The organism is Shewanella sp. SM95 (assembly GCF_025653595.1).
GTDB lineage: Bacteria > Pseudomonadota > Gammaproteobacteria > Enterobacterales > Shewanellaceae > Shewanella > Shewanella oncorhynchi.
The window spans coordinates 146,764-162,412 of sequence record NZ_JAKKSE010000006.1 but is presented as its reverse complement, the minus strand read 5'-3'; the positions used below and the strand labels follow the sequence as shown (position 1 = coordinate 162,412).

The 15,649-nt window shown below is 45.3% G+C and carries 14 protein-coding genes; 5 read left to right on the top strand and 9 right to left on the bottom strand.

The window, feature by feature from the left end:
- The first annotated feature begins 57 nt into the window (after nt 1–57).
- Entirely contained in the window at nt 58–837 is a 780-nt protein-coding gene (locus L5M29_RS09685; protein ID WP_263167599.1) for a TOBE domain-containing protein, read from the top strand.
- Between the two features lie 225 nt (nt 838–1,062).
- Complete coding sequence (locus L5M29_RS09680; RefSeq protein ID WP_263167597.1) at nt 1,063–1,953, top strand: IS982 family transposase; 891 nt, start codon at nt 1,063–1,065, stop codon at nt 1,951–1,953.
- Between the two features lie 265 nt (nt 1,954–2,218).
- On the opposite strand, the gene L5M29_RS09675 is transcribed toward L5M29_RS09680, so the two are convergent.
- From L5M29_RS09675 to L5M29_RS09665, 3 genes are all read right to left on the bottom strand, one after another.
- A complete protein-coding gene (locus tag L5M29_RS09675; protein ID WP_131523742.1) occupies nt 2,219–3,004 on the bottom strand; it encodes a RelA/SpoT domain-containing protein in 786 nt (261 codons plus the stop codon).
- Nucleotides 3,005–3,221: 217 nt separating this feature from the next.
- Nucleotides 3,222–5,306, bottom strand: coding sequence for a M13 family metallopeptidase (locus tag L5M29_RS09670; protein WP_168824750.1), 2,085 nt, complete (start codon nt 5,304–5,306; stop codon nt 3,222–3,224).
- 261 nt (nt 5,307–5,567) lie between these two features.
- Nucleotides 5,568–6,122, bottom strand: a complete 555-nt coding sequence (locus tag L5M29_RS09665; RefSeq protein WP_263167595.1) for a sugar O-acetyltransferase — start codon at nt 6,120–6,122, stop codon at nt 5,568–5,570.
- Between the two features lie 78 nt (nt 6,123–6,200).
- Between L5M29_RS09665 and rsuA the strand changes: the two genes are divergently transcribed.
- A complete protein-coding gene (gene rsuA / locus L5M29_RS09660) occupies nt 6,201–6,953 on the top strand; it encodes a 16S rRNA pseudouridine(516) synthase RsuA (protein WP_219250439.1) in 753 nt (250 codons plus the stop codon).
- A gap of 71 nt (nt 6,954–7,024) precedes the next feature.
- On the opposite strand, the gene L5M29_RS09655 is transcribed toward rsuA, so the two are convergent.
- The 3 genes from L5M29_RS09655 to L5M29_RS09645 are packed head-to-tail and all read right to left on the bottom strand — an operon-like array spanning nt 7,025 to nt 9,095.
- Complete coding sequence (locus L5M29_RS09655; protein WP_219250393.1) at nt 7,025–7,981, bottom strand: DUF4097 family beta strand repeat-containing protein; 957 nt, start codon at nt 7,979–7,981, stop codon at nt 7,025–7,027.
- Nucleotides 7,978–8,562, bottom strand: a complete 585-nt coding sequence (locus tag L5M29_RS09650) for an anti-sigma factor (RefSeq protein WP_113939048.1) — start codon at nt 8,560–8,562, stop codon at nt 7,978–7,980. Before L5M29_RS09650 ends, L5M29_RS09655 begins: the two co-directional genes overlap by 4 nt.
- Nucleotides 8,562–9,095, bottom strand: a complete 534-nt coding sequence (locus L5M29_RS09645; RefSeq protein ID WP_113939254.1) for an RNA polymerase sigma factor — start codon at nt 9,093–9,095, stop codon at nt 8,562–8,564. The genes L5M29_RS09650 and L5M29_RS09645 overlap by 1 nt, the downstream gene beginning before the upstream one ends.
- Nucleotides 9,096–9,533: 438 nt before the next feature.
- Between L5M29_RS09645 and L5M29_RS09640 the strand changes: the two genes are divergently transcribed.
- Nucleotides 9,534–11,396, top strand: coding sequence for a methyl-accepting chemotaxis protein (locus tag L5M29_RS09640; RefSeq protein WP_263167592.1), 1,863 nt, complete (start codon nt 9,534–9,536; stop codon nt 11,394–11,396).
- A 184-nt stretch (nt 11,397–11,580) separates the two neighbouring features.
- Here the strand turns inward: L5M29_RS09640 and L5M29_RS09635 are convergent, their stop codons facing one another.
- The 3 genes from L5M29_RS09635 to lolB all read right to left on the bottom strand — a co-directional run bounded on the left by L5M29_RS09635 (nt 11,581) and on the right by lolB (nt 14,141).
- Entirely contained in the window at nt 11,581–12,528 is a 948-nt protein-coding gene (locus L5M29_RS09635; protein ID WP_006080255.1) for a ribose-phosphate pyrophosphokinase, read from the bottom strand.
- A 112-nt stretch (nt 12,529–12,640) separates the two neighbouring features.
- Entirely contained in the window at nt 12,641–13,495 is an 855-nt protein-coding gene (gene ispE, locus L5M29_RS09630) for a 4-(cytidine 5'-diphospho)-2-C-methyl-D-erythritol kinase (RefSeq protein ID WP_263167590.1), read from the bottom strand.
- 1 nt (nt 13,496) lies between these two features.
- Complete coding sequence (gene lolB, locus L5M29_RS09625; RefSeq protein ID WP_263167589.1) at nt 13,497–14,141, bottom strand: lipoprotein insertase outer membrane protein LolB; 645 nt, start codon at nt 14,139–14,141, stop codon at nt 13,497–13,499.
- Nucleotides 14,142–14,394: 253 nt separating this feature from the next.
- Between lolB and hemA the strand changes: the two genes are divergently transcribed.
- Nucleotides 14,395–15,645 carry a glutamyl-tRNA reductase gene (hemA, locus tag L5M29_RS09620; RefSeq protein WP_028761678.1) on the top strand — a complete coding sequence of 417 codons (1,251 nt, stop codon included), beginning with the start codon at nt 14,395–14,397 and terminating at the stop codon, nt 15,643–15,645.
- Nucleotides 15,646–15,649: the final 4 nt, after the last annotated feature.

The window sequence follows — 15,649 nt, the reverse complement described above, 5'->3', positions numbered from 1 at the left end:
TCCTCAAGGTGATGAAGGACAATAGGACTCAAGTCAGACTTGGGTGCGGGATAAACGATGGATTTACATGCATTACTTACGCTTTACCTCGGGGATAAGCCCTTCGCCAATCCTAGGCGGATAAGACTGCTTGAGCAGGTCGCCAACACAGGCTCGATCAGCCAAGGCGCCAAGCTTGCGGGGATCAGTTATAAAGCGGCGTGGGACGCGATTAATGAGATGAACACCGCCATGCCCGAACCCGTAGTGTGTAGCGAAAAGGGCGGCAAAGGCGGTGGCGGCGCTAAACTCACCGAATTTGGCGAACGGTTGCTTAAGGTGTATTCCATCACCTCCCAAGTACAAGAAATGGCTTTGGCTGCCTTGCTCGATGAGTCCGTCGATATGCACAGTTTATTGGATGTGATGGCGCATTTCTCCCTCAACACCAGCGCCCGCAATCAGTTAACGGGGCGTATCAATAGCATTGATTCATTTGGATTAAATGATAACATCAGCGTGACTTTAGCGGGCGGACAACAGATTCAGATTTCAGTGACCCATTCGAGCTGCGAACGCTTGCAGTTAGCCCTGGATAAATCTGTGTTGTTACTGTTTAAAGCCCCCGCTGTACTGGCGACGACTCATGTCTGTGAAGTGGATGGGCAAAATTGCCTAAGCGGTCGTTTGCTGAGCGTGACTGAACTTGGCGATAAGGCCGAATTAGCCATAGATATTGATGGCAAAGACATCATCTATTCAGTGATGCCACTGACTCAAATGCAGGCGTTGGCTGTCGGCGAGCCATGTTTCGCCTGTTTTGATGCCACGCAGGTGATTCTTGCCAGCATGAATTAGTCGAATTGAATAATTAATTCGATTAATCATTGGGTTATTCACTGGGGATGGCCCGTAACTTGGCGTTATTGTTGTCAAAGTGAGTTGGTGGGGCTCTCTATTTATAAAGTAAGTCTTGGACTTATGGATAAATAACCTGAACTCGGGATAAGAAATGTTGAACTAATAGCCCTCCAAGTGATCGGATCTTTCGACCAAGAGAAACCCCATCACACCGGAGGGCCTATGCATAAATTAGTGGAAGTGTTTTGCGATGTCGATGATTTTTGCGCTGTTTTCATTCCAGAATGGGAAAAAACGCTGTTAACCGATGGTACACGCAAGCGTCAACGCCCTGGCCGTATGACGATGAGCGAAGTGATGACCATCATCATACTTTTTCAGATGTCCCACCACCGTGATTTCAAGAACTTCTACATCGGCTATCTGGCTCATTTCTACAAATCTGCTTTTCCTAATTTACTCAGCTATACCCGCTTTCTTGAGGTGATGCCCACTACTTTAGTGCCGCTTTGCAGCTACTTTGCCAGCCTCAAGAGTGACCCCACTGGCATTGAATTTATAGATTCAACCAGCATCAAAGTGTGTCATAACCTACGTATTCATCGCCATAAAACCTTGGCGGGACTGGCGTGCAGAGGTAAAGGCACCATGGGGTGGTTTTATGGCTTTAAGCTGCATTTGATTGTGAATCATCAAGGCGGAATCGTGGCGGCCAAAGTGACGCCTGCAAATGTACATGACACAAAACCGGTGAATGAGATGGTGCACAGTGACATGAATAAACTCTATGCAGATAAAGGGTATATCAGTAAAGCGCTGTCCAGTGAATTGCTGGATAAAGGCGTGAAGTTGGTGACGAACGTGCGTAAGAATATGAAAGCGAAGGCAATGTTGTTGTGGGATAGAGCGATGCTGTCGAGACGTTTCATCATAGAAACCATCAACGACCAGTTAAAAAATATCTCTCAAGTAGAGCACTCAAGACACTGCAACGCGCATGGTTTTATGCTGAATATGATTGCGGGACTCATTGCCTATCAATTGAAAGACAATAAGCCACAACTGAACCTCACTAACGGGGAGTTTAATGCGATTGCAGTTATGGCTCGTTAAACCGCTCTCAGGTTATATAGCAATCGCGTTGGAATGCAATATTCTTGTACCACAGAAGCAAGCCATATGGACGTCCATGGCGATAGTGGCTATTTACTGAAACTAATTATCTTTAGGTTCTTTGCGTATCGACTTAAATGGCGCTTTGATGTGAGAGAGTGCTTTTTTAAGCTTATTTTTAATATGGTTTTTCAGGCACTGTAAAATATAAAAAAAGGCGCTGGCACCTTTACAGATAACCAGCGCAAGAGTGGAAGCTTTTTAGTTAAGCGACTGAGGCTCTTAATAAACTGGCTTCATCAACCCGTTTATAGTTAAGCCATGCCTTGTGGTACAACTTATGTGATTCTTGACGTAATTGGGCAATCTGCGCGAGTTCAAACTCACTTAGTGAACGTTGTTGTTTACGAGCATTGGCCTCAATCCTCTGTACTTTTTCATATACCTTGTGTTCAGGACCATTTTTAATATCAGCGATATCCTGTAGGTGTAATTGCACTTCAGCAATCATGCCTGATTGGGGTAAGCGTACCAGTAGATTGAGATCGCGATAGCCGGAGGCTTTAGGTTCAGCAAAGCGGTTTTTTTGTTTCACAACTTGGGTGTGCTCATTCAAAGTTTGGTAGGCCTGCATCAGATCTTGAATGCTGTCGGTCACAATACTTGCCCTTGCAAGGTCGGTAATTTGGCTGGCATCACCGTTAAATTTTGTGGCCACTTTATCGGCAGCTCTTTGGTAACTCTTTACTGGCGGAACAATCACTTGTGCCTGTGAATAATGGGCAATCTTGGTGAGTAATTGGGCGAGTTCAGCTTGTGCATCATAGGCTTGGTGATGGAGCACGGATAAGTCATTCGAGGATTGATGAGGCGCATCGAAGGTCTGACTGCTGAGTGCATATAGACCTTGTAGGTCATGGCTTGATGCCTGTCTTGCACTGTAATTACCACGTTCTGCTTTACTGTCACTAATGTCGAGAGGATTTGCTACACCAGCGCGGCTTGATAATAAGAGTAGAAAAATAAAAAAAGTACGAAATAACTTAGTCATGCGGCCTACTTCCTTATGGGTGAGTTATTCAGGTCACGCACCCACCATAGGCTTCTATTGCTTAATTAAAGCTGAACCAACCATGAAGACTTGTTCATCTTGCGCATGGGGTCACATTCATAACTCAGTGGTTTAAGGAAATAAAAATGGCGCCACCTTTAACAGTGAGCGCCATTGTTGGCCAGCTTATGCCGCTGAACAGTGATTTAAATTTGGCTTACCAAATTTTTACGCGTTTCTCTGGTGCGATATACATGGCATCGCCAGGTTTTACATCATACGTAGTGTAGAACTCAGGCATGTTAGATAGTGCACCCAGTGCGCGGAATTCCGCAGGTGAGTGTGGATCGGTCGCTACGCGGTTACGCATGGCTTCTTCTTTGGCTTTTGCGCGCCAAATTTGCGTGAAGCCGATGAAGAAACGTTGATCGCCAGTTAAGCCATCGATAACGGGTGCATCTTTACCGTTAAGCGATTTCTTATAAGCACGATAAGCGATAGTCACACCTGACAAGTCACCAATGTTTTCGCCTAAGGTTAAGCTGCCGTTGACATGCAGATCATCAAACACTGCGTAACCATCGTACTGTGCGATTAGCGCTTTGCCGCGAGCAGAGAACTCTTTCAAGTCTTGCTCTGTCCACCAATCACGCATATTGCCTTCGCCATCGAATTTAGCGCCTTGGTCGTCAAAACCATGGCCCATTTCGTGGCCGATTACCGCACCAATACCACCGTAGTTGACTGCATCGTCAGCTGCCAAATTGAAGAAGGGTGGTTGCAGAATGGCAGCAGGGAACACGATTTCATTCATGGTTGGGTTGTAGTAAGCGTTAACCGTTTGTGGCGTCATGTGCCATTCGTCTTTATCGATTGGCGCGCCCAGTTTGGCTAATGATTTAGCATGTTCAACTTCGCTGGCACGCATAGCGTTACCGACTAAGTCGTCTGCCTTGATGGTCAGCTTACTGTAATCTTCCCATTTGTTCGGGTAACCGATTTTCGGGTTGAATTTTGCTAATTTATCCGCCGCAGCCACTTTAGTGCTGTCGCTCATCCAAGTTAATTCTTTGATGCTGTCGCCGTAAGCACCACGCAGGTTTTCAACCAGTGCTTGCATACGGTCTTTGGCTTCTGGAGTGAAGTGACGTTTGACATACACTTTACCCACAACTTCACCAAGAACGCCATTGACGGCTGCAACGCCACGCTTCCAACGAGGTTCTTGTTCTTCTTGACCATTTAAGGTTTTAGAGAAGAAAGCGAAGTTTTCATTGTCTAACGCTTCACTTAGATTGCTCGCCGCGTGCGTCAGCACTTGCCATTGCATATAGGTTTTCCAAGTGGCTAACTCAGTCGTTTTTAAAACTTCGTTTAACCCTTGGATATAGCTAGGTTGGTTAACTATGATATCGGTTTGCTTGTCAGCGCCAAGAGCGGCTAAGTAGCCTGCCCAATCGATATCCGGTGCCAGTGTTGGCAGATCTTTGACTTGATATAGATTGTAGGTCTTAGTGCTGTCGCGGTTTTCAACCACATCCCAGTGCTTGGCAGCAATGGCCGTTTCTAAGGCTAAAATAGCTTCAGCACTGGCTTTAGGGTTAGCAAGACCCGCAAGGGTAAACATTTTTTCGATATGAGCGACATATGCCTTACGGATATTAACGAAGCGTTCGGATTCGTTAAAGTAGTAGTCTTTCTCTGGCAGGCTTAGGCCATATTGATAGAGATGCGTTGCGTAACGGCTAGAGTTTTTCGCATCGATATCGATATAAAATGCTATTGGGGTACCCGCGCCAGCGATTTGGCTGTGGGCGAAGTACTTCACTAATTCATTCTTATCTTTTAAGGCATTAATAGCATCAAATTCGCCTTGGATTGGTGTGACTCCCAGCTTATTGAGTGTCTCTGTATCCATAAATGAACGATATAAATCGGCCACTTTTTGCTCGTCTGTACCAGCGGCGAGATTGGGCGTTGCAGCCACTTCTTCGATAATAGCTTTTACGTCGTCACGTGATTTTTCACGTAAATCGTAGAAAGCGCCAATGCTAGTGCGATCGGATGGGATCTCAGTGTTTTTTAGCCAAGTGCCGTTAACGTATTTATAGAAATCGTCTTGTGGACGAATCGCTTTATCAAAATTAGCAAATTCAATTCCAGAACCTAGTGCTTGAGTCACTGCCGCTGCGGTGGCTGTTTTAGCAGTTTCAGGTGCTTTAACTTCGGCAGCCTTGTCATTACAGGCAGTCAGGCCTGCGATAAGTGAGGCACACAGTCCCCCAATGAGTACTTTTCTCATGTTGTTTCCTTCGAGTTTATTATTGTGCCCATTATTGGGGCTGTTATTTTGGCAAAATGGGATTGCTTCAGGCGCAATGAACTATGTTAATGCCTTACTAGGAATCGAAACAAGATCATTACACTGTTTATCGTGGATTTATCTTGAGTGATATGTAACTAAAGGTTACCAGTGAGCATATTTAAGTCAGTAGCTGCAAAGTTACCGTATGCAGGCCTTTTCAGGTAAGTGAGCACTTCGATTTATCATTTTAAAATAGGGTTAATTCAGTTGCCTAATTAGTTTTGCAGGGTTACCTGCAACCACTGTTTTGGCTGCGACATTTTTAGTTACTACGGCGCCAGCACCAATGACGGCATCATCACCAATATTGATTCCTGGCATTATGATTGCGCCGCCGCCAATCCATACCCGTTTACCGATGTGAATCGCTTTAGCGGTTTCCAAACCTGAGCAACGTAGCTCGGCATCAAGTGGGTGACTTGAGGTATAAAACTGTACATTGGGGCCAATCATAGTCTGTTCATCAATAAAAATGGGGGCATTATCCTGCAAGGTGACATTCACATTGATGAACACTCTGTCAGCAAGAGTCAGATTGATGCCATAACTGATAAAAATCGGCGTGGAGATAGTTGCGACTGGCGATTTAAGGGGCAGAAGTTGTTGGCAGAGTTGGACGTACTCAGTGCTATTTTGAGCAATCGTTTGATTTAATTGTCGATTCAGTCGCTGCTGTTGTGTTCTTAAACTTAAGAGTTCGCTGTTAAGACAATCATATTCTTGGCCTGTGATCATCTTTTGGAATTCAGTCATAGCATCTTTCCCTATGGTGATTGCTGTCAATGCGTAAGGGCTAATATAGAAACACAGCTCGCGTTGAGCAGCAATTCTTTGCCCTTTGAACGGGTCGGCTTCATAATACGGCAGTTTTCTTTATTGAAGTTGAGTATTAACGTGCGTTTAGACAAATTTATCTGTGAGAGTACCTCACTGACTCGCTCATTAGCGAAAAAAGCCCTGCATCGCGGTGATATTACTTGTGATGGTTTAGTCGTTAAAGACTCGGGTTTTAAAGTGACTGAAGGTATGTGTGTTTGCCTTGAAGGCGAGCCGATTGTCTTAGTGGGCGAGCGTTATTTAATGCTTAACAAACCGGTAGACACTATTTGCTCGACGATAGATGAAACCTACCCTTCGGTATTGAGCTTAGTGGATGTGCCTAAGCCAGAAACTCTGCACATTGCTGGTCGTTTAGATGCTGACACTACAGGACTCGTGTTGATTACCAGTGATGGCCAATGGTCGCATAAGATCACCTCACCGAAGAAAGAATGTGGCAAACGCTATTTAGTGCAACTCGATGAGCCAGTGGATGCTAGTTTGATTGCGGTATTTGCCGCTGGCGTTGAATTGCGCGGTGAAGATGGTCTAACTAAGCCGGCGTTACTGGAGATTATTGATCCACAATTAGTGCGATTAACCATCACCGAAGGTAAGTATCATCAAGTGAAGCGTATGTTTGCCGCTGTGGGCAATCATGTGCAAGGGTTGCATCGTGAAAGTGTAGGGCAAATTGAATTAGACCCCTCCTTAGCACTGGGTGAATGGCGATATTTGACGCCTGAAGAGATAGCTTCAGTCTGATGACTTTGATATAAAAAATGCCGCCCGAGTTTTACTTTGGCGGCATTTTTATTTGTGCTAAATAGCTTTTATTACTGTTTCTTTAAAATCAGATGACCGCTGATGGTATTCATCTTCACGTTGGCTGCACCAGAGCCTGTTTGGAATGATAACTCTGTGCTTGGTACATATTTTTGTTTTTGCGGTACATCTTGGGTTAAACCGTTGTTGATTTTTCCACCAGGACCACCATCTAAGTTGAAGCTGGCATCGGGAACATCATTAAAGATCACGGTAATATCGCCACTCACACTTTCAAAATTTGCTTTGTTGAAGTTTTTAGCGAGTGATACTTGTGAATCTCCGCTGACGGTTCTGAGCTCGATTTCCTTGGTGACGCTAAAGTTAGCATTCACTTCACCTGAGACTTGTTCAATCGTGACTTTTTCTGCTTGAGTGTGGCTTTTTAAGTCACCGCTAACGAGGCGATAATTCATTTCTCCTTTACTGTCAGTGTCCTGAATCGTGCCGGATACGGTTTCTAATTTGATTTTTCCATCAAGTGCTTTGGTCGTGATATCACCAGAGACTGTATGTAACTCAGGTTTACCACTTAAGTTGTTGGCGTTGATATTGCCGCTTACCGTATTCAAATCCAGTTCACCTTGAGTTTCGGCAACTTGCAGATTGGCAGAGATGGTATCTGCACTGAGTTTAACCGTTTTTGGGACTTTAATGGTGAGCTGTGATCCTTTGTCATTATTGCCATTATAGTGGCGAGGCATTTTGTCTTCGATATTGAGACTATTTCCCTGTTGCTCAAACACAAAGCCTTCGCTCAATTCATCTAATGTGCCAGTGACACTCACTTCACTCTTATCCCATGTTTGAATGGTCACATCACCGCGTTGGACTTTGATCTGCAGTTGAGTGTCGCTGCTGACACTTAACTGTTTATCAACGCTTTGTGCTGCTAACACATTGCCCATTAAGCCTAAACAGAGTGTCGAAACCAATAGGCTAGCTTTAGTGAGATTGAGGTTACTCATAGGGTGTTTCCTTGTGTCGAGTTTCTAATGGGTAATTTTTGGCCCTGTTGTAATAGGTCGAGCTCACGCTGCTGCACCCAAAGCCACAGTTGCCAAAGTTGTTTATCGGTTGGATTCGCTTGTAAAGCTTGGTAAATCTGTGTTGCCGCGAGCCTTAGCTCAGTTAAACCTTGCTCAACGGGTGCGCTGAAGCTGCTCGTTTGCCACATTAGCGCATTTGGCGCCTGTTCTAGGTTGTCCACTTGCGCTTGGTGTGATGTTGCAATTTGGGTGAGTAATAAATGTAAGGCCGCATCCCCTGGTTGCTCTGGCATAGCTTGGTTCTGGGCAAGCTCTGTCTGCTGCATTATGAATGAGTTGAAATAGGGCAATTGGGTATATCCCAATGCCGCTAGAATAATAAACGAAGCCGCTATCGCCCAAGCGTGACTCTTCTGGGATTTGTACGTTTGGGGTATCAGCGTTTTATCCATGCGTTTTTCAATGCCTTGCCACAGATCATGTGTAGGCGACATCTCTTTGGGCGCGCTATTAATCAATTGCTCAAGCTGTTGTTCACGGGAAAGCGGCGTTAACGTCATTACAGCATCTCCTGTAGTAGTTGCTTAGCTCTATGGTATTGGGTCTTACTGGTGCCGACGGCAATGCCAAGTAAGTCAGCGATTTCATCATGTTGATAACCTTCGATTGCACAGAGTACGAAAACCATGCGAGCGCGTTCTGGCAGTTTGAAAATTAACTTATCTAATCCGCTATAGCTGCTATCAGAGCTTAAGGGTTCAGTTTCTTGTTCCAGCGGAATAAATCGTGACCAAAAGGACTTTTGTTTACGAATGCTGCTCAATGCTTGATTGACACAAATACTGTGTAACCAAGTGGAAAACTGACTCTCACCTCGAAATTGTGGCAACTTCTGCCACACTAAAATAAAACACTCTTGGGTTATTTCTTCAGCCATAGCGCTATGGCCGCAAAGGCGCAGTGATAGGGCGTAAATACGTTGGTAATGGCTTTGATACAGCAACTTGAAGGCAGTTCTGTCTCCTTGGCTCGCTAAGGTGACCAGTTCAAAGTCAGACATTGAGCCATTGAGTGGGAGTATCCCTGCTGTCACTGTCATTCCCTGCCATAATTATTAAGTGTTGTAGTTTTGACGCACTGAATGCAGCAAAAGGTTTGGAGTCGTAAAAAATATATTTTATTAAGATTCATTATTCAGCGTAACATTTTTGTAATCTGTAGTAGAATCCGCGCGAAATTTACAGTTAAGCTTATGAAGTTATTCATTTTATACCAAGTGGTATTGTAATGTTTTTATCGGCGTTTAAACGGTATCGTTACCAAGGTTAACACGCATTACTTTGTAAAATATGCCGACAGTATCTTGATGAACTAAGCTAGAAATAATGAGGTGCTTTCGATATGTGAGCTTTTAATCAACAAGCTATCAGAGTATTTGATATGAACTTTTCATGTATTGCTACACTGGCGCTGTTAAAGGCTTAATTTGCAGCTATCTTTTTAAGATAGGTTATTTATTCGGGGACTTTCTATGCTAATCCGCTCAAAGTTGTTACTCAGCGCAGCTGTGTCTATTTCGGCATTAATTGCCATGTTTGGATTACAACTCTATTCAAATTCGGTGAAATCGGAACTTTCTAACGCGGCTCAAAGTGTGCTTGAGTTAGAGCGCGATGTTTTGATGCTGCGTAAAAACGAAAAGGATTTCTTCGCTCGTAAGGATTTAAAATATGTCGAGCTGCATAAGCAAAGCTACATGGCAATCGACAGTATTGTCCCCGAGTTAGAGAGAGTGTTTAAAGACTACGGTATGTCGACGGCATCGCTTGAAAGTTTCGACAGTAATTTAAATCAGTATCAAGCCGCTTTCTCTGAAGTGGTGTTACTACAGCAGGAAATTGGCTTAACACCTAAAACAGGTTTGTACGGCACATTGCGAACTGCGGTACATAATGTTGAAACGTTACTGAAGGAATTTGATCAGCCCGCACTCGAAGTGGCTATGCTACAACTTAGGCGTAACGAAAAGGATTTTATGCTACGTCGTGAGTTAAGTTATGTTGAAACCTTCGATACCAATATTGGTAAGTTTAATGACAAGCTCCATGCTTCGAGTTTGGATCTTGATACTCAACGGAAAATTGAAGAGCTTATTACTCAGTATCAGAAAGATTTCAAAAGCTTAATTAATAAGGAGCAGCAGCTTGGTTTGACAGAGAAGGATGGCACTATGGCGCGTCTTATCGCTGCTAACCTAGAAACTGAAAGTAGTGCGAATGACTTACATAACCTAGCGCTTAAGGCCATTGATGATGCTGAGAGTAGTAGTGTTAATGTCGGTATTACTGTGTTTATCTTTATTGCGTTACTACTATCAATCATTACCTACTTGATTATCCGCAGTATTATCGCGCCTGTTGAGCGTATCACTCAGATCATTTCTCGCATTGAGGTGAGTAAAGATCTGACATTGAGGTGTGATGCTTCTACCCAAGATGAACTCGGTGAAATTGCACAGCATTTCAATAGCATGGTGAGTAGCTTCCAACAGCTGATTGAGCAAGTGATTGAGTCGGTCGCAACGATTAACACTTCCTGTAAACGTGTTTCAGAAAATGCCATGCTCGCCTCCGAAGGTGTGGGTCAACAACTTAATGAGACCGACATGGTCGCAACAGCAATCACTGAGATGGGCGCAACGATTGAGGAAATCGCTAAAACAACCGAATTAGCGGCATCAAAAGCGGGTCAGACCCACGATAATGCTCAAAGTGGTCAATTAGAGGTTGAGCAAACGATACATAAAATCCAGTCACTTGCTGAGCAGCTAAATAGCTCAGCAGCGGTCGTTAATGAATTGGAACGTGACAGCGAGACTATCGGTAGCGTGTTAGATGTGATCCGCGGCATTGCTGAGCAGACTAACCTTTTAGCCTTGAATGCCGCGATTGAAGCGGCGCGTGCGGGTGAGCAGGGCCGTGGTTTTGCTGTGGTTGCCGATGAAGTGCGTAACTTAGCGATGCGGACGCAATCGTCAACCCAAGAGATTGCTAACATCATTCAGACCTTACAGACGCGGACTCGCTCGATTGTGCAATTGATGGAATCGAGCCAAAAACAAGGTGTTGAGAGTGCGGAGCAAGCGGCAAGTGCTGGTGCCTTACTTAAGCTTATCAATACAGATGTGCGTAACATCATGGATATGAGTACTCAAATTGCTGCGGCGATTGAAGAGCAAAGCATGGTGGCGGCCGAAGTGAATAAGAACGTGGTAGTGATCCGCGATATCGCCGAGGAATCCTCCCATGCGGCAGATGCAAATGCGTCGGCATCGGATGAGCTGAAAGCGCAGGCTGAATTCTTATTCCGTGCGGTGAGTAATTTTAAAATCTAATGCGTAGAAGCCAGTTTACATCTGATGATCAGAAGCTGGCTTAAAAAATACACTAACAAAAACGCACTCCGAGGAGTGCGTTTTTATGTCTGAGTGATTAGCTCTGCAGCTTAGTGATTCGTTAAAACAGTAAGCTGTGCATTGGAACCACTCAGATTAGTCAGAACGTTCAGTAACAGAACTATTAGTGACGGAACATGGCAGAAATAGACTCTTCGTTGCTTACGCGACGAATTGCCTCAGCCAGTACCGCAGACATAGTTAACTGAGTCACTTTAGCCACTTTCAACATTTCTGGGCTTAAAGGAACTGTGTCAGTCACAATCACTTCATCAATCACTGAGTTAGCGATATTTTCAGCCGCTTTGCCAGAGAACACTGGGTGAGTTGCGTAAGCAAATACGCGGTTCGCACCATGTTCTTTTAAGGCTTCAGCCGCTTTACACAGAGTGCCGCCTGTGTCGATCATATCGTCAACGATAATGCAGTCACGACCTTGAACATCACCAATGATGTGCATAACTTGCGCAACGTTCGCTTGTGGGCGACGTTTATCAATGATCGCTAAATCAGAATCATCCAACAGTTTTGCTACTGCGCGAGCGCGAACAACACCACCGATGTCTGGAGAAACAACGACTGGATTATCTAAGTTCTTCGCTAACATATCTTCTAGCAGCACTGGGCTACCGAATACGTTATCAACGGGAACGTCGAAGAAACCTTGGATTTGCTCAGCGTGCAGGTCACAGGTCAGAACGCGGTCAACACCCACGCTAGACAGGAAATCGGCAACCACTTTTGCAGTAATAGGTACACGGGCGCTACGAACGCGACGGTCTTGACGTGCATAACCAAAGTAAGGAATAACAGCTGTGATACGGCCAGCAGATGCACGGCGTAGCGCGTCAACCATCACGATGAGTTCCATCAGGTTGTCGTTTGTCGGCGCACAAGTGGATTGGATGATGAACACATCGGCCCCACGTACATTTTCGTTAATTTGGACACTGATTTCACCATCGCTGAAACGACCAACCACTGCGTCTCCGAGTTTGCAAAATAGACGATCGGCTATCTTTTTAGCGAGACTGGGGGTGGCGTTCCCAGCAAAGAGCTTGATGTCGGGCACTGTATGAACCTCAGGCGTTTGCTTTATATTTTAGTGGCTAGAGTAACGACGATGTAGGGACGGGAGGAACCCGAGGCGTTATCGTTAAGTGGTTACTCTAGAAGAAAGTAGTTTAAGGGTGACTGAGTCGCGTGATGAGCGGCGAAAGATTCATCCCTTGTGCAACAAATCCTTGCATTTCAGACGGTAATTTCGCCAAGGCTGCGAGAGCTTGTTGCTTTTGTGTGAATTCCCCGAACACGCATGCGCCTGTTCCTGTCATTCTCGACGGCGCATATTCTAGCAGCCAGCCTAATGCCTTGGCAACTTGAGGGTATTTAGAAACGACTAGTTTTTGACAATCATTTGCCCAAGGTTGGTTCATTAAGGTATCTATGGCCAGTTTCGGGGTATCACGTGGTAAAAGTGGATCTTGGAATACTTCAGCGGTGGATACATGGGCATCGGGTGCGATGATTAAGTACCAAAGCTCACTCGGATTTACCGCTTGTAAGCGTTCACCTACACCTTCGGCAAAAGCGGCGAAACCATGAATAAAAACAGGAATATCGGCACCAAGTTTAAGGCCGATTTTAGCCAGTTCTTCGGTCGATAATTGGGTGTTCCATAATGTGTTCAGTGCCACTAAGGTGGTGGCAGCATCTGACGAGCCGCCACCTAAACCTCCGCCCATGGGTAGACGTTTATCCAACCAGATTTCGGCGCCGCCAGTAAAGCCTGTGGTTTGTTGTAATGATTTTGCGGCTCGCAGAATTAAGTTATCGCTATCGGCGACAACATTAGAGATATTGGAGTGCAAAATCAGTTCTGCGGTTTCAGTGACCTTAAAATCGAGCATGTCGCAGCAATCGATAAACTGAAACAAGGTTTGCAGTTCGTGGTAACCGTCGGCGCGGCGGCCATTAATGTGTAAAAACAAGTTGAGCTTGGCTGGCGCAGGCCAATTGCGGGAAATTGCAGCGGGCATGTTAAGGTTGTTCTCCGACTAAGATCGCGGGCTTGCCAAGAGCTTGCCATTGATTCAGTTGTAGTTTGAGTTGTAAGTCACCACGCTCAAGCTTTAATTGATGGGGCACGTTGGCGCCGCTCTGGGATTGCCAACTTAAAAATGTGACCTGCCAAGGCGGTGGGGTTTGAGTGTTCGTGAGCTGTTTGGGTTTGCCTTGGCTATCGCTTTCCAGTACTTGGTCATTCGGGCCAACTTGGCCGGTGATCCATAAAGGTAAATCGGCCAAGGGGATGGACCAACCGCTGACGCGCTCGAGTAAACGCTGGGCATTATCGTCGCGAAAATCTTTGCCATCGATATGTAAATGGGCAGAGTTTGAGGTTGAATTAAGCGTCAACACCGTTGTACCTAGCATAGTCGTGAGTGTGAGTTCATCGCGATCTTCACTGTGGCGCCAGTAGATATTGGCACTGAGTTTATCGTCGGGAGTTTTTATCGCTAGTTTTCCCTGTAATTCCCAAGCTTTGGCTTGGCGCGCATCATTGACTGTGATTGGGCTTAAGTCAGTCATCGGCGGCAAAGTTTCACACCCCGCCAGTAAGAGTAGGGCGCTTAAGGTAAAACAAGAGAAAATGGTTTTTGTGAGGCGCTTCAAATTATTCATCTATGACTGATATACCAAAGTCCTTATGATACGAGGGCTTGGAAAGAATACCAATGCCAAACGTAAAATTTCCATCGGCGGTCACTTAGATTTGCTCCCTTGGGACAAATTTTGCCTTACCTATTATTGATAGAAAATTTAGGTAAGAAGTTAGACCTTTATTCGGTTTTGTTAAGCGTATTCTGTTTTTAGTTGGGCCAATTCAGTAGAATGCCCTTATTAAGAGAGTCGCCAAGAATCTAGAAAGAGTCAGATGAGCCTTGTAGCAATCGGTATTAACCATAAAACAGCCACGGTAGACCTGCGTGAGAAAGTTGCCTTCTCTCCGGACAAAATTCATGATGCTATGAAGAGTCTGGCCAGTCGTACACGCTCGGGTGAAGCCGTTATTGTCTCAACCTGTAATCGCACTGAGTTGTATTGCAACAACGGCGATGAGGCCGACATTATTGCGTGGCTTGAAGAATATCACGGCCTAGATCATGAGGATGTAGCACCTTGTCTCTATAACTATCATGGTCAAGATGCCGTCAGGCATTTGATGCGCGTAGCCTCTGGGCTCGATTCTTTGATCCTTGGTGAGCCGCAGATTCTCGGTCAAGTAAAGCAAGCGTTCGTTAAGGCCAAAGAGGCTGGTACGGTTGCACTAACCATAGATAGACTCTTTCAGAACACTTTTTCAGTCGCTAAGAAAGTCCGCACTGACACTGAAATTGGCGCCGCCGCAGTTTCTGTGGCATTTGCCGCGGTAAGCATGGCGAAACATATTTTCTCATCGATATCGACCACTAAAGTACTGTTGATTGGCGCAGGTGAAACCATAGAACTGGTTGCTAAGCATCTTAAAGATAACGGCGTGGCTTCAATGGTCGTAGCAAATCGGACGTTAGAACGTGCCCAAGGCATGTGCGAGGAGTTTGGCGCAACAGCAATTACACTGGCGCAGATACCAGATTATCTCCCAAAAGCCGATATCGTGATATCCTCTACCGCCAGCCCTCTGCCTATCCTAGGTAAAGGCATGGTCGAAAAAGCGCTAAAGCAGCGTCGCCATCAACCTATGTTATTGGTTGATATAGCAGTTCCCCGGGATATTGAGCCGGAAGTCGCCGATTTGGATGACGCGTTTCTGTATACAGTGGACGACCTGCATAGCATTATTGAACAGAATATGGCTTCTCGAAAAGAAGCCGCCGAGCAAGCTGAAGTAATTACTGAAGAACAATCTTTCCTATTTATGGATTGGATCCGTTCTTTAGAGTCGGTCGACAGTATTCGCGAGTATCGCAGCCAGAGCATGGCGGTAAAAGATGAGTTAGTGGAACGCGCCTTGAATAAATTAGCCCAGGGCTCAGACACTGAGCAGGTATTGATTGAACTAGCCAATCGCCTGACCAACAAACTTATCCACGCACCGACACAGGCCCTCACGGCAGCGAGTCGTCAGGGCGATTTGAATACTCTCGGTCAGTTAAGATCAGCGCTTGGATTAGATAAAAACTAAGGTT

Excerpts from the sequence above, each read along its gene's own strand:
- L5M29_RS09685 (WP_263167599.1), top strand. The coding sequence starts at position 58 with ATGGATTTACATGCATTACTTACGCTTTACCTCGGGGATAAGCCCTTC.
- L5M29_RS09680 (WP_263167597.1), top strand. The coding sequence starts at position 1,063 with ATGCATAAATTAGTGGAAGTGTTTTGCGATGTCGATGATTTTTGCGCT.
- L5M29_RS09675 (WP_131523742.1), bottom strand. The coding sequence starts at position 3,004 with ATGACTAAGTTATTTCGTACTTTTTTTATTTTTCTACTCTTATTATCA.
- L5M29_RS09670 (WP_168824750.1), bottom strand. The coding sequence starts at position 5,306 with ATGAGAAAAGTACTCATTGGGGGACTGTGTGCCTCACTTATCGCAGGC.
- L5M29_RS09665 (WP_263167595.1), bottom strand. The coding sequence starts at position 6,122 with ATGACTGAATTCCAAAAGATGATCACAGGCCAAGAATATGATTGTCTT.
- L5M29_RS09655 (WP_219250393.1), bottom strand. The coding sequence starts at position 7,981 with ATGAGTAACCTCAATCTCACTAAAGCTAGCCTATTGGTTTCGACACTC.
- L5M29_RS09650 (WP_113939048.1), bottom strand. The coding sequence starts at position 8,562 with ATGACGTTAACGCCGCTTTCCCGTGAACAACAGCTTGAGCAATTGATT.
- L5M29_RS09640 (WP_263167592.1), top strand. The coding sequence starts at position 9,534 with ATGCTAATCCGCTCAAAGTTGTTACTCAGCGCAGCTGTGTCTATTTCG.
- ispE (WP_263167590.1), bottom strand. The coding sequence starts at position 13,495 with ATGCCCGCTGCAATTTCCCGCAATTGGCCTGCGCCAGCCAAGCTCAAC.
- lolB (WP_263167589.1), bottom strand. The coding sequence starts at position 14,141 with ATGAATAATTTGAAGCGCCTCACAAAAACCATTTTCTCTTGTTTTACC.
- hemA (WP_028761678.1), top strand. The coding sequence starts at position 14,395 with ATGAGCCTTGTAGCAATCGGTATTAACCATAAAACAGCCACGGTAGAC.